Annotated in this window: 11 protein-coding genes; 2 read left to right on the plus strand and 9 right to left on the minus strand. The window is 72.4% G+C overall.

The features are described 5' to 3' along the window. Window positions 1-213: 213 nt before the first annotated feature. The 7 genes from ABEB28_RS01265 to ABEB28_RS01295 all read right to left on the minus strand — a co-directional run bounded on the left by ABEB28_RS01265 (window position 214) and on the right by ABEB28_RS01295 (window position 8,973). Window positions 214-1,491 carry an ABC transporter substrate-binding protein gene (locus ABEB28_RS01265; RefSeq protein WP_345726046.1) on the minus strand — a complete coding sequence of 426 codons (1,278 nt, stop codon included), beginning with the start codon at window positions 1,489-1,491 and terminating at the stop codon, window positions 214-216. A 32-nt stretch (window positions 1,492-1,523) separates the two neighbouring features. After that, complete coding sequence (locus tag ABEB28_RS01270) at window positions 1,524-2,717, minus strand: branched-chain amino acid ABC transporter permease (RefSeq protein ID WP_345726047.1); 1,194 nt, start codon at window positions 2,715-2,717, stop codon at window positions 1,524-1,526. A gap of 29 nt (window positions 2,718-2,746) precedes the next feature. After that, complete coding sequence (locus ABEB28_RS01275; protein ID WP_345726048.1) at window positions 2,747-3,625, minus strand: branched-chain amino acid ABC transporter permease; 879 nt, start codon at window positions 3,623-3,625, stop codon at window positions 2,747-2,749. Between the two features lie 4 nt (window positions 3,626-3,629). Beyond that, window positions 3,630-4,346 carry an ABC transporter ATP-binding protein gene (locus tag ABEB28_RS01280; protein ID WP_345726049.1) on the minus strand — a complete coding sequence of 239 codons (717 nt, stop codon included), beginning with the start codon at window positions 4,344-4,346 and terminating at the stop codon, window positions 3,630-3,632. Further along, complete coding sequence (locus tag ABEB28_RS01285; RefSeq protein WP_345726050.1) at window positions 4,346-5,131, minus strand: ABC transporter ATP-binding protein; 786 nt, start codon at window positions 5,129-5,131, stop codon at window positions 4,346-4,348. Before ABEB28_RS01285 ends, ABEB28_RS01280 begins: the two co-directional genes overlap by 1 nt. Beyond that, entirely contained in the window at window positions 5,128-5,949 is an 822-nt protein-coding gene (locus tag ABEB28_RS01290; RefSeq protein WP_345726051.1) for an SDR family NAD(P)-dependent oxidoreductase, read from the minus strand. The genes ABEB28_RS01285 and ABEB28_RS01290 overlap by 4 nt, the downstream gene beginning before the upstream one ends. A 213-nt stretch (window positions 5,950-6,162) precedes the next feature. Beyond that, window positions 6,163-8,973 carry an AAA family ATPase gene (locus ABEB28_RS01295; protein ID WP_345726052.1) on the minus strand — a complete coding sequence of 937 codons (2,811 nt, stop codon included), beginning with the start codon at window positions 8,971-8,973 and terminating at the stop codon, window positions 6,163-6,165. A 104-nt stretch (window positions 8,974-9,077) separates the two neighbouring features. Between ABEB28_RS01295 and ABEB28_RS01300 the strand changes: the two genes are divergently transcribed. Then, the gene (locus ABEB28_RS01300) at window positions 9,078-10,208 is read left to right on the plus strand and encodes an ABC transporter permease (protein WP_345726053.1); all 1,131 of its coding nucleotides are present in this window, start codon (window positions 9,078-9,080) and stop codon (window positions 10,206-10,208) included. Between the two features lies 1 nt (window position 10,209). Here the strand turns inward: ABEB28_RS01300 and ABEB28_RS01305 are convergent, their stop codons facing one another. Beyond that, a complete protein-coding gene (locus ABEB28_RS01305) occupies window positions 10,210-11,301 on the minus strand; it encodes a magnesium and cobalt transport protein CorA (RefSeq protein WP_345726054.1) in 1,092 nt (363 codons plus the stop codon). Between the two features lie 101 nt (window positions 11,302-11,402). Between ABEB28_RS01305 and ABEB28_RS01310 the strand changes: the two genes are divergently transcribed. Further along, entirely contained in the window at window positions 11,403-12,563 is a 1,161-nt protein-coding gene (locus ABEB28_RS01310) for an alkaline phosphatase PhoX (protein WP_345726223.1), read from the plus strand. Between the two features lie 70 nt (window positions 12,564-12,633). Here ABEB28_RS01310 and ABEB28_RS01315 read toward each other — a convergent pair whose 3' ends face one another. Further along, window positions 12,634-13,386 (minus strand): lysophospholipid acyltransferase family protein, encoded by a 753-nt coding sequence (locus ABEB28_RS01315; protein WP_345726055.1) that lies wholly within the window; start codon window positions 13,384-13,386, stop codon window positions 12,634-12,636. Between the last annotated feature and the right edge of the window lie 57 nt (window positions 13,387-13,443).

The following is a 13,443-nucleotide window of genomic DNA, read 5'->3' on the forward strand; positions in this document are numbered from 1 at the left end:
GACAACCACTGCGTGCGCCACCCGGAAGGCGCCACGACCACACGCACTCCGCACGGAAAGCGCCACAACCACCGCATGCGCCACCCGGAGAGCGCGACAACCACCGCGCAGTGGAGCGGGCACAGTGGAGCGAGCGCAACGCAGGGAACACAAACAGCCGACCGCGCTGGCGCAGCCGATCCCCCAGCGCGGCCGGTGGTACACAACCCGACGTCAGGCCGTCGGGATGCCCTTCTCCGGCGGAGTGCTCGCACCCTTGGTGTAGGGCTCGACCGGTCCGTCGCCGGTGTCGGTGACGTACGGCGTGTCGACGAGCGACTGCTTGCCACCCTTGATCACCGAGATCTGGGTGCCGCTGAAGCCGGAGTGGTCGTCCTTCGAGTACCGCATCGGCACCAGCGACGGCCCCTCGAAGCCACCCTTCTCGACCGCCTCCATCAGGCCTTCACGGGTCAGGTCCTTGCCCGCCGCCTGCAGCGCCTGGACGAACGTGTAGCCGACGGCCATGCCGAACAGCGTGTTGACCTCGAACGTCGTGTTGCCGTTGTATTCGGCGTTGACTTCCTTGAACAGCTTCGTCCACGGGTTCGCGGCGTCCAGCGGGCTGGGCAGGTAGCCGGAGGTCACGTAACCCTCGAGCAGCAGCGGCGCCGCCTTGCCCAGCAGGGCGGAGAGACCGACGAAGTCACCGCCGACGCTGCTGCCGACCCACTGCGCCCGGTAGCCGAGCTTCGCCGCCGTGCCGATCGTCAGCGCGGTGAACGGGGTGATCGTCGCCAGCATGTTCACCTGGCAGCCGGCCGCCTTCAGCGCGCCGACCTGCGGTGCGACGTTGGTGTTCGTCGGCACGTAGTTCTGCTTCGCGGCGACCGAGCCGAGCACCGTCTCGGCACCCTTGAGCGCGTCCTGGCCGAAGTCGTCGTTCTGTCCGAAGAAGCAGACCTTCTTGCCGGGGAAGGTCTTCTTGACGTAGTTCGCGAGGACCTTGGCCTCGGTCACGTAGTCGACGTTGAACCCGAACGTGCTCGGGTACTTCTCGGGCTGGTTGAACAGCGCGCTGCCGGAGGAGACGAACAGGTCCGGCACCTTGTTGGTCTTCAGGAAGTCCAGAACACCGCCGTGGGTCGGGGTGCCCAGGCCGTTGAGGATCGCGAAGACCTTGTCCTGCAGGACGAGCTGCCGGACGACCTCCTGGGTCTTGGCCGGGTTGTAGGCGTCGTCGACGATCTTGTACTCGATCTTGCGTCCGTGGACGCCGCCGTTGTCGTTGACGTACTCGAAGTACGCCTTGGTGGCGGACGCGATCTTCGAGTACCCGGCGGCGGCCCGGCCGGTGAGCGGCTGGTGGGTGCCGATCAGGATCGTGCTGTCGGTGACGCCGGGGACCGACGCCCCGTTGCCCGAGGGTGCGTCCTCGGAGCAGGCGGCGACTGAAGCCGCGAGCGCCAGCGCGGCGGCGACAGCGATGCCGCGCCGTAGAGTTCGGAACATGACCGGCCCTTCTGTGCGGTGGGGGTTGGGTGTTACCGGGGGGAACGGCGGCCCAGCTGGCCCAGCCGACGGGTGGCTCGCGAGACCAGCCCGTCGATGCCGCCCGGAGCGGTGGTCATCACGACGATCAGCGCGAGACCGAACACCGCGAGCGGCAAGGTGCCGTCGAGGCGCTGCTGCACCTCGGGCGAGAAAGAGAAACCACGAGTCGCGGCGTCCGCGAGCGGCTGCAGCGCGACCAGGACGATCGCGCCCCAGAGCGCACCGCGCAATCCGCCGAGGCCACCGAGCACGATCGCGAGCATCAGGTTGAGCGAGAGCGTCAGCCCGTAGGCGCCCGGCGAGACGCTCTGCGCGAGCACCGCGAAGAGCGCGCCGCCGAGGCCAGCACCGGCCGCGCTGACCACGAACGCCAGTACCTGGACGCGGGCGACGTGGATACCGGCGAGCGACGCCGCCACCTCGTCGTCGCGGACCGCGCGGAGCGTCCGGCCGAACCGGCTGCGTACGAGGTTCGTCAGCAGCAGCATCGTGACGCCGGCGCCGAGCAGCGCCAGCCAGGCCTGCCAGCGCTCGAACGGGAAGTAGAGGCCGAGCGACTCCGGCGCCGGTGCCATCGCGAACGACAGCCCGGCGTCGCCGCCGAAGAGCCCGTCGAACGTCGTGGTCACCGCCGGGACGCTGGCCGCGACCGCGAGCGTCGCACCGGCGAGGTACGGCCCGTGCAGGCGGGCGGCGGCGACCCCGATCACCGCGCCGAGCACGGTCGCGGTGGCCACACCGGACAGCACCGAGACCAGAAGGTGCCACTGCGCCTCGCCGCCCAGCGCGTCCTGCACCAGCGCGACCGTGTACGCGCCGCAGGCCATCAGCGCGCCGTGGCCGAGCGAGATCTGCCCGTTGAAGCCGGTGAGCAGGATCAGGCCGGGCAGCACGCAGAGGTACGCGCCGATCGTGGCGAGCTGGTAGTTGCGGAACGGCGTGATCTGGTAGGTGGCGATGACCACCACGACGCCGATCACGACCGCGATCAGCAGGTGGCGCAGCAGCGTGTTGCCGCGGCGGACCGGCGGAGCGCCGGCCCCGCCGGCCCGGCGCACCAGACCCGGCACGGTCGAGGCCGCCGGCCGGGGCGTCTCGGTGTTCTCGGCGCTCGCCGTGTTCTCGGTGCTGTCTGCGTCCCCCGGTGCCGTCGCGGACGACGGCACCCCGTTCGTGTCGACCATCTGGGGATTCGCTCCGTTCGACAAGCCGCTCACACCCGCCTCGCCTGGGGAACGGCGAACAGACCGCCGGGCCGCACCAGTAGGACGACGACCAGCAACGCGAGCACGGCCAGCGGCGTCGCGTCGCTGCGGATGTAGCCGCCGACATAGGACAGGAGAACTCCGACGATCAGCCCGCCGATCACCGCGCCGGCCGGGCTGTCCAGCCCGCCGACGACCGCCGCGGTGAACGCCGCCACGAAGATGTCGTCCATCGCGGTCGGGTGCAGGCCCAGCTCGGTCGGGATGACGAGCAGCCCGGCGAGCGAGCCGACCACCGCCGCCAGCACCCAGCCGAGCGTCCGCATCCGTGCGACGTCGACGCCGAGCAGGCGGGACACCTCCGGAGCGAACGCCGAGGCACGCATCCGCAGGCCCAGCGGCGTCCGGGTGAACAGCAGGGTGAGCAGTACGAGCAGCACCGTCACGACGGCGAAGACGAACAGGTCGTACGGGGAGAGCAGGGTCAGCCCGCCCGCGGTGAGCGCCCGCTCGCTGAACGGCGCCGCGAACGCGAGGTACTCGTTGGTGTAGATCATGCCGAGCACCGCCTGCAGCAGCAGGACCAGGCCGATCGCGACCACGATCGCGTTGAGCGGCGGCGCGTCGTGCACCCGCCGCGCCACGACGACCTCGATCACCGCGCCGAGCAGCGCGGCCGCGATGATCGCCGCGGCGAAGCCCAGCCAGTACGAGTCGGTGGCGTTCGACACCGAGTAGGCGACGTAGACGGTCGCGACCGCCATCGCCCCCTGGGCGAAGTTGACCACCCGGGTACCGCGCCAGATCAGCACCAGAGCAAGCGCGAACGCCGCGTAGACAGCGCCCTTGGACAACCCGTCGAGGGTGAGGAAGACAAATCGATCCATGAACTCAGAACCCCAGATAGGCGTGGCGGAGGTCGTCGTCGTCGCGGAGCCGGTCGGCGGGCGCAGACATCACGACCTGCCCGACCGAGAGGACGACGCCGTGGTCGGCGACCGACAGCGCGCTGCGGACGTTCTGCTCGACCAGCAGGACGGTCAATCCGGTCTGCTCGCGCAGCTGGGCGAGCAGCGTCATGATCTGGGCGGTCACCCGCGGCGCCAGGCCCAGCGACGGCTCGTCCAGCAGCAGCAGGGTCGGTCGCGCGACCAGCGCCCGGCCGAGTGCCAGCATCTGCCGCTCGCCGCCGGACAGTTGGTGCCCGACGCTGCGGCGACGCCGGGCCAGTGGCTCGAACAGCTCGTAGACCTCGGTGAGTGCGCGCTTGGCGTCCTGCTGGTCACGGCGCCAGAGGCCGCCGAGCCGCAGGTTCTCGTCCACGGTCAGCTCCGCGACGACGCCACGGCCCTCGGGCACGTGGGCGAGCCCTCGCCGGACCACCTGCTCCACCGGGACGCTCCGCAGGTCGGTGCCGTCGAAGACGACCCGCCCGGCGGTCGGCCGCAGCAGCCCGGAGAGCGTGCGGAGCAGCGTGGTCTTCCCAGCGCCGTTCGCTCCCAGCACCGCGACGATCGAACCCTTCTCGACCGTCAGCGTGACGTCCCGCAGGACGCCGACCGGGCCGTAGCCGCAGTCCAGTCCCTCGACCTCGAGCAGTGCCGCCATCAGCTCGCCACCGCTTCCGCGCCGAGATAGGCCTCGGTGACGGCCGGGTTGTTCTGCACCTCGGCGGGGGTGCCTGCGGCGATCCGCTTGCCGAAGTCCAGGACGAAGATCTGGTCGCAGACCGACATCACCAGGTCCATGTGGTGCTCGACGAGCATCACGGCGCACGGCTGCTCGGACCGCTTGGGCAGCGTCCGGATCAGCGCGGCGAGTTCCTCGACCTCCTCCGCGCCGAGGCCACCGGCCGGCTCGTCGAGCAGCAGCAGCCGAGGCTGGGAGACGAGGGCGCGGGCCAGCGCGACCTTCTTCTGCATCGCGTACGGGAGTGCGCCGGGGTAGGCACCGGCGAGTGCGCCGACCTCCAGTTCGTCCAGTGTGGCCAGCGCGGCCTCCCGCAGCCGACGCTCGTCCCGGTCGCTGGGCGGCAGGCCGAACAGCGCGGATCCGAAACCGGCCCGGGACCGTCGGTGGGCGCCGACCATCACGTTCTCCAGCACGGTCAGGCCGGCGAACAGGCCGAGCCCCTGCAGCGTGCGGGCGATGCCGGCGGCGGCGAGCCGGTCCGGACGCGGCGTGAACGGACGCCCGTCCCAGCGCATCGAGCCGGTGGTGGGCCGGACGAACCCGCAGACGACGTTGAACAACGTCGTCTTGCCCGCGCCGTTGGGGCCGATCACCCCGACCACCGTGCCGGGCCGGACCTCGACCGAGACGTCGTCCAGCGCCACCAACCCGCCGAAGCGGACGCCGACGCCGTCGACGGTCAACCCGCTCGCGTCAGTCACCGTGCTCCTTCCCCATACCAACCGACCGCCGGGGCGAGGTCGGTTTCGGACCAGATACCGCGTGCCCGGCTTCGGGCCGACGGCGCCGCGAGCGGAGCGTCGACCACCGACCACGGGACCCCGGCGCGGTTGGCCAAGACGGTTCGTCCGGCCAGCCCCGAACCACGCCGGGACAGCAAGTAGCCGACGAGCTCCGGCACGGTCGCCGGGCTCCGCAGCGGCATGACCGGGCTGCGTCCGCGGAGCTGGACGGGGAGCGCCGGTGTCTCCGCGGACGCGGCGCCGAGCAGCGCCGGGGGCGGCAGGACCGAGATCAGCCGGGTACCGGTGCCGAACTCGTCCTGCAGCCGGGCGGTGAAGCGGCTCAACCGGGCAGCGACCATCGGCGGCCACGCTCCGTCACGGGTGAGCCGCGGCTGGAACAGCGTGATCGCGGTGCCGCCGCCGTAGTCGCCGCTCCAGGCCAGGTCGGCCTTGCGGATCCAGCCGGTGGGGTGGTTCGCGACGACGCCGTCCTCGGCGCCGACCAGCGTGCGCACCACGGCGGCGTCCACGACGTTGATCAGGACGTCGATCCGGCCGAATGCGCCCAGCGTGCGCTCCACCGCGTCGTCCTGGTGGTCGACGTCGTCGGGCTCGCCGATCAGCGCGGCGACCCGCCGCCGGTCAGCGGTGCGCAGTGCCGAGCGGAGGGCGAGCGCGTCGGCGTCGGTCGCACAGACCCGGTGGCCCTGGGCGAGGAGGAGGTTGGTGATCGCGCGTCCGACCGGGGAACCGGCTCCGTTCACGAGAGCGGCGGTGCGAGTAACGGACTTCATCGCGGCCTCCCCCATCAGGTCGACACAGTCGCGTCGAAAGATCTGACGCGGCGTGGCGGAGCGCGCGTCCGATCGCCGGGGAGCGCCATTCGGCGATCAGCGTCCACAGCGACGAACGAATACTCGGTGACCAGCGCATCTGGGCGCATCGGCGATATTGCCGGTGTAGGTATTGACCGATTCGCGGCCTCTGGCCGCGGGGGAGGGTGCGGCTCAGTCCTCGTCGGAGAGGAGGCGGACCAGCTCCACCCGGGAGCGAACGCCGAGCTTCACGAAGATGTTCCGCATGTGGTGGTCCACGGTCCGCGGGCTCAGGTACAGCTGCGCGGCCACCTCCCGATTGGTGGCGCCCTGCGCGACGATCCGGGCGATCGTCTGCTGCTGCGCGGTCAGCCGGCTGTCCAGCTGGGTGGCGCTGGGACGGACCGACTCACCGGTCGCCCGGAGCTCGCCACGGCACTGCTCGGCCCAGGACGCGGCGCCGAGCCGGTCGAACGTGTTGTAAGCGTTCCGCAGGTGGGTGCGCGCCACCGACGGGCCCCGGCGGCGGCGCAGCTCGCGGCCGTAGAGCAGCTCGGTCCGCGCGCGCTCGAACTCGGAATCGGAGAGCAGGTGCAGGCCGAGCGCCTCCTGGAAGGCGTCCTCGGCGTCCGCCGGATCTCCTGCCACCAGCGCCTGGCAGCGGGCGAGCAGCGCGCGGGCGGCGGCACTGCCGGTGTTCGTGGCCCACCGGCCGAACAGCTCGGTCGCCTCGACGGCGCCGGCCCGGTCGCCGCACCGCACCGCGGCCTCGACGAAGTGGGGCGCGGTGAGCACCCGCCCGGTGACGTACCCCGGCCCGCCGCCCGCGGTGGCGAGCGCGCGGAGCCGACCGGCGGCATCCGAGGCCCGGCCACCGGACAGGTCCCGGTGAGCCAGTGCCCAGGACGCCAGCGAGTGCGGCATCGCCAGCCCACGCTCCGACGCGGTCATCACCGCCGCGTTCGCGTGCATCAGACCGGTGTCGTCGTCGCCCTGGAACATCGAGAACAGCGCCAGCATCGACCGGTGGAACGCCACCGAGTTCTCCAGGCCGGCCTCCTGCGCCAGCCGCAGTCCTTCCTGCGCGGACGCCAGCGCGCCGTGGTAGCGGCCGAGCCAGAGCTGGGCGAACGTGGCCAGCTCGAGCGCGCGCGGCACCAGCGCCACCTCACCGCGAGCCCGCGCGGCGGCGCCGGCGCGCTCGGTGAGGCTGTAGGCGCGGGCCTCCTCGCCGAGCATCAGCGCGGCGAGCGTCGCCCAGGTCATCGCGGTCGGATCGTCGGTACGCGGCACCAGCTCCAGCACGTTCCGGAGCCGCCGCACGGCCTCGCCGTGGCGTCCGCGGAAGAGCGCCATCATGCCGGCCGCGTACTCGAACATGAGTTCGCGGTCGGGCGGGTCGCCCCCTTCCCGGAGCGCCAGCGCACGCAGCGAGATGTCCACGTACCGACGCAGGTCGCCGGTGAGGAAACTGGCCTCACCAGCGTGCAGCAGGGCCACCACCGCGGCGGTTCGGTCGCGACCGGCCAGCCGGGCGGCCGCCGCGATCAGCGTCTCGTGCGCCGCGGCGGGTGACCCGGCGCGCAGCTCGATCTCACCGCGCAGCGCGTCACGCATGCCTCCGGTGACCGATCCCCCGGCTGCGGCGGGTACCGGGCGCAGCCGGGTCAACAGGACGCCGGCCCGGTGCGGACGCCCGGCCAGCCAGGCGTCCCTGGCCGCCGCGAGCAGGTGATCAGCGCGGGTGCCCTCGTGCGTGCTGAGTTCCGCGGCCCGCTCCGCGGCGAGCGACGCCCCGGCGTGGTCGCCGCGCTCGCGAACGTCGGCGGCGGCCTCGGCCAGCTCGACCGCGAGCAGCTCCGGCGGCGCGTCGGCGGCCGCGGCGACGTGCCACAGGCGGCGCAGCCGGTAGTCGGGTTCGCCGGTGTCCAGCGCCTCGGCGATCCGACGGTGCACCGCGCGCCGGGCGTCCGGCGGGACGCTCCGGTAGATCCCTCCGCCGACGAGCGGGGTGCGGAAGCGCATCCGGCCGTCGACGACGTGGATCAGGCCCGCCGCCTCGGCCGGCTCCAGCGCGCTCAGCCCGTGCCCGTCGCCGGCGCGGGCCGCGACCGCAGCGAGGACGTCGAGGTCGAGGCCGTCCGGGTCGGCGGCGACGACCAGCAGCAGCTCGCGGGTCGCGGCCGGCAGCGCACGCACCCGCGCCTCGTAGACCCGCCGGCTCCGGCTACCCCGGGGAAACTCCGGGGGCAGCGGCGCGCGGCCGCGCGCCTGCTCGACCGAGAGCGCGCCGGCCAGCTCGCGCAGCGCGAGCGGCGCACCCGCGCAGAGTCCGACCAGCTCGATCGCCACCTCCGGGGTCAGCCCGGACGGCGCGAACTCGGCGAGCAGCTCCTGTCCCGCCGCGATGTCCAGCCCGGCGAGCGGCATCCGCTCGACGCCCGGCAGCAGCGTGTCCACCGGCACCCGATCGGTGGCCGCCGCGAGCAGCACGACGTTCTCGGTCGCCACCCGGCGGGCCGCGAACGCCAGCACGTCCCGCGACGCCGCGTCCACCACGTCGACGTCGTCCACGCAGCACAGGACGGGTCGGCGCTGCCCGGCGAGCACGAGCAGGTTCAGCACCGCGACGCAGAGCGCGAACCGGCTGCGCGTCTCGTCCACCCCGGTCTCCAGGACCCGGCGCAGCAGCACGGCCTGGGGTTCCGGCAGCTCCTCGATGTCGTCGGCGAGCGGCATCAGCACCTGCTGGAGCGCGGCGAACGACATGTCGGACTCGGCTTCCACGCCTGCGGTCGCCAGGACGGTGAGCTGCGCCGCGCCGGCCGCGTCGGCGGCGCGGCGCAGCAACGCGGTCTTGCCGGTGCCGGGAGCGCCGTGGACGAGCAGCGAGCCGCCGCCCTGGCCCTGCCGCACCCGCTCGACCAGCTCCTCCAGGCGACGCAGCTCCGCGTCCCGACCGGGAAGCGAGCGGGGGCGCGACGGTGAGACGACCGGAACCATAAGAGGGATTGTTACCTCCGAGTAAAGAGACCGTCCTCCACTTCGCCACAACCCGGCCCGATTACAGTGCGCGCAATACGCCACAAAAAGGGCAGGAGTGCGGAATGCGGCCGGATGGCGGACACCCGATCACCTCGGCACGGCAGTTCCGCCGGATCGCGTCCGCGGTCGCCCTGATCGGCGTCGTCGTGCAACTCGTGCTCACCAGCTACTACCTGGGCGTGGCGCACGCGCCGAAGCCGCACCGCCTGCCGGTCGGCCTGATCGCCACCGACGCCCAAGCCGCGGAGCTGCAGAAGGAGCTCAATTCGGGCGGCAGCTACCGGGTGACCCGGTACGACTCCGCCGCCGACCTGGTCACCGCGGCGAAGCGGCGCGACGTCTACGGTGGCCTGGACTTGAGCGGCGCGGCACCGCACCTCTACCTCGCCACCGCCGCCGGGCCGGCCGCGGCGACCGCACTCAAGACGACGTACAGCGCCGTGCTCCAGCAGCAGACCGCCGCGTCGGTCGCGAAACTCGCGGCTGCGGGCGACCCGGTGCCGGTCGCCACCGTCGAGGCGCTCACCTCCCCCGGAGCGGTCACCGACGTGACGCCGCTCCCGGCCGACGACCGCAACGGCGGTTCGCTGGGCATGCTGGTGCAGGCGCTCGCGCTGGGCGGCACCGTCGCGTCGCTCGGGCTCGGCCGGTTGATTCCCCGGGCGCGCCGGTCCTGGCGCCGCGGGGTCGGGCACCTGACGACGCTGATCGTCTACGCGCTCGGCTCGGCGGCGATCGTGCTCTGGTCGATGAGCTGGTTCGGCGTGGGCGCCGACGCCGACCACTCGACGCTGTTCTGGGCGTTCGGCCTGGTGTCGCTCGCGATCACCGGCTCCACCGCCGGGCTGGTCGCGCTGATCGGGCCGGCCGGTGCGGCGGCGGGCTTCTTCTACTTCGCGATCGGCACCGTCATCTCCGGCGCCAGCATCCCGCCGGAGTTCCTGCCGACCTGGGGCCGTCAACTCGGCCAGGCCCTTCCCACCGGCGCCGGCACGCAACTCGTTCGGGACAGCCTGTACTTCCCGGACGCCCCGCTGGGCCACCCGCTGCTGGTGCTCGGGCTCTACGCGGGCCTCGGCGCGCTCGCGATCCTCGTCACGAACATCCTGCCGAACCGGTCGAACCGCACCGCGGAACTTCCGATGCCGGGAACCCAGCCCAGCACGCCCGGCGAGGACCCGACGCGGACCTGAACTAGAGCCACTTGTTCCGGCGGAACAGCACCCAGAGCACGCCGCAGAGCGCCAGGATGACGACGCAGACCCCCCAGAAGCCGTACGGGACCCCCGCCCCCGGGATGCGCTCGAAGTTCATTCCGTAGAGGCCGGCGATCGCGGTCGGCACCAGCGCGATCGCGGCCCAGGCCGAGATCCGCCGCATGTCCTCGTTCTGCCGCATCGCGGTGCGGTTCTGCCGCACGCTCACCTGCGCCAGGTCGGCCTGCAGGATGTCGGTGAGCAGCTTGTCGTAGTTCTCGATCGCGTCCGCCACGCGCAGCAAGTGGTCGTGGACGTCCCGGAAGTGCGGCCGCAGCGACGGATCGACGAGTGTGGTCTCCGGCTCCGACAGCCGTTGAACGGCTCCAGCCATCGGCTTCACCGCCCGGCGGAACTCCAGCACCTCGCGCTTGAGCTTGTAGATCCGCTCCGCGTGGTCGTTCTCGTCCCCGCCGAAGACCTGCGACTCGATCTCCTCGATGTCCACGTCGATACCGGCGATCGCGTCGGCGTAACCGTCGACCGCGAGGTCCATCACCTGGTAGAGGACCCCGATTGGCCCCTTGCGGCTCAGCTCCGGCTCGCTGTCGGCGATCGCTCGGACCCGAGCCGGGACGTCGGTGTGGCCGTGCCGGACGACCACCACGAACCGGGGTCCGACGAACAGCGCCAGCTCGGCGACGTCGACCACCTCGTCGGCGTCCACGTACCGCACGGGTTTGACGATCGCGAACAGGACGTCGTCGTACCGCTCCAGCTTCGGTCGCTGGTGGGCCCGGACCGCGTCGGCCACCGCGAGCGGCGGTAGCCCGAACCGCTCGGCCACCTCGGCGAATTGCTCGGCGGTCGGGTCCTTCAGTCCGATCCAGACGAAGCCGGGCCGCTCGCGCAGCGCGCGCGGCGTCTCGTCCAGCGGGATCCGGCCGGACCTCCTGGCACCGTCGACGTAGCGCGCGCAGTCGACGATCGCGTGCTCGGCGGGCCGGCCGAGCGGTGGGGACGGGGAAGCGGCCGGCGCCGGGGCCGGGTCCAGGAACCGAGCCAGTCGACGGAACGCAGAGGCACGCACCCGCACAGCGTAGGGCTGCCGCGAATTCACGCGCCGGACGCCTCCGACCCTTAAGGTGAACAGCCCGTTCTATCCCGATGGAGGCAGGTATGGACCGCATTTTGGACCGCCGGGCGCTGCTCCGCGTCGCGGTCGTGGGCGGTGGCGCCGTGGCGTTCTCCGGCGCGCTCTGGCAGGACGCGTTCGCCGCGGTCGCGCAGCCCGGACCGAGCCCGTACGGGGACCTCGGCCCGGCCGACGCGAACGGCGTCCAGCTCCCGGCCGGCTTCACCAGCCGGGTGATCGGCCGCTCCCGTCAGCGGGTGGGCACGACCGGGTACGTGTGGCACGACGCGCCGGACGGCGGCGCGTGCTTCCCGGACGGCTCGGGGTGGATCTACGTCTCGAACTCGGAGGTTCCGCTGGTGGGCGGCGCGTCCGCGGTGAGGTTCGCAGCGGACGGCACGATCACCGGCGCCTACCGCATCCTCTCCGGGACCAGCGTCAACTGCGCCGGCGGTGCCACTCCCTGGGGCACCTGGCTCTCCTGCGAGGAGGTGCCGTGGGGCCGGGTGTTCGAGACGTGGCCGGGCGGCGGGCGGAGTGGCGTCGCGCGCAGCCGGATGGGCCGGTTCAAGCACGAGGCCGCGGCCTGCGACCCGGTCCGGAAGGTCGTGTACCTCACCGAGGACGAGACCGACGGCTGCTTCTACCGGTTCATCCCGGACACCTGGGGCAACCTGGACACCGGTCGGGTCGAGGTCCTCTGTGGTGCCGCCGATCTCACCGACGGCCCGGTCACCTGGCGCCCGATCCCGGACCGGGACGGCCTGCCGATCCCGACCCGGCTGCAGGTCGGCGCCGCGAAGCACTTCAACGGCGGGGAGGGCTGCTACTACGCCGGCGACGTCTGTTACTTCACGACGAAGGGCGACAACCGGGTCTGGGCCTACGACGCGGCCGCGCAGCGACTCTCGCTGGCCTACGACGACTCGCTGGTGCCCGGTGGAGCCGCGCCGCTCACCGGCGTCGACAACATCACCGGGGCGGCGTCCGGTGACCTGTTCGTCGCTGAGGACGGCGGGAACATGGAGATCAACCTGATCACACCGTCCGGCGTGGTCGCCCCGTTCGCGCGGGTGACCGGGCAGTCGGGGTCCGAGCTGTGCGGTCCGGCGTTCAACCCGGCCGGCGACCGGTTCTACTTCTCGTCCCAGCGCGGCACGACCGGCCAGTCCAGCGGCGGAATCACCTACGAGGTGCGAGGGCCGTTCCGGCGTTGACCGGCGCAGCGAATCGGGGCCCGAGCAGCGCTCGGGCCCCGATTCGCTGCGGTACCGCCGCCGCCTCGGATCAGCTCTGCTCGCGGCCGGGGAGCTGGGCGTCGACCCCGGCGTACTCCTGGCCGGAGAGGGACTGGATGACCGCGACCAGCTCGTCGGTGCGCTCGCGCAGCACCTCCCGGCTCGGCGGTGTCTCGTCTTGGGGCCAGGTCATCGGCGGCGCGAACCGGACCGTGACCCGCCCGGGGCGGGGGAACTTCGCTCCGGGCGGCGCCAGCTCGAACACGCCGATCGTCGCGCACGGCACCACCGGGGCGCCGGTGGCGGCCGCGATCCGGGCCAGGCCGGTGCGGCCGCGGTAGAGCCGGCCATCCCGGGTCCGGGTGCCCTCCGGAAAGATCCCGACCACGCGCCCCTCGGACAGCAGCCGGCTGGCAGTGTTCAGCGCGGCGTCGCCCGCCGACGCGCCTCCGCGGATGACCGGTACCTGGCCGGTCGCGGTGAAGAAGTATCGCTTCCACCGGCCGCGCAACCCCGGCTCGGTGAAGTACTCGTGCTTGGCCAGGAAGCTGATCCGCCGCCAGCGGACGACCAGCGGCAGGAACAGCCAGTCGAGGTATGAGACGTGGTTGCACGCCAGGATCACCGGCCCGCGCTTCGGCACGTGCTCGATGCCCTCGATCCGAGGCCGGAAGTACAGGGTCATCGGCAGCGTCAGAAGCACCTTGAAAACCCAGTACAGGTAGCCGCTCCGGTCGACCGGGGCCTGGACGGGAGCCACCGGGGTCGGTTCGGTGGGTGGGAGCGGCAGCTCTGCCGGCATAGGGGTCGGCTCTTCTTTCTGATTACCAGGGTTAGCAGCGCAATACCTTAACGCGGC

It is taken from the genome of Cryptosporangium minutisporangium (genome assembly GCF_039536245.1).
GTDB lineage: Bacteria > Actinomycetota > Actinomycetes > Mycobacteriales > Cryptosporangiaceae > Cryptosporangium > Cryptosporangium minutisporangium.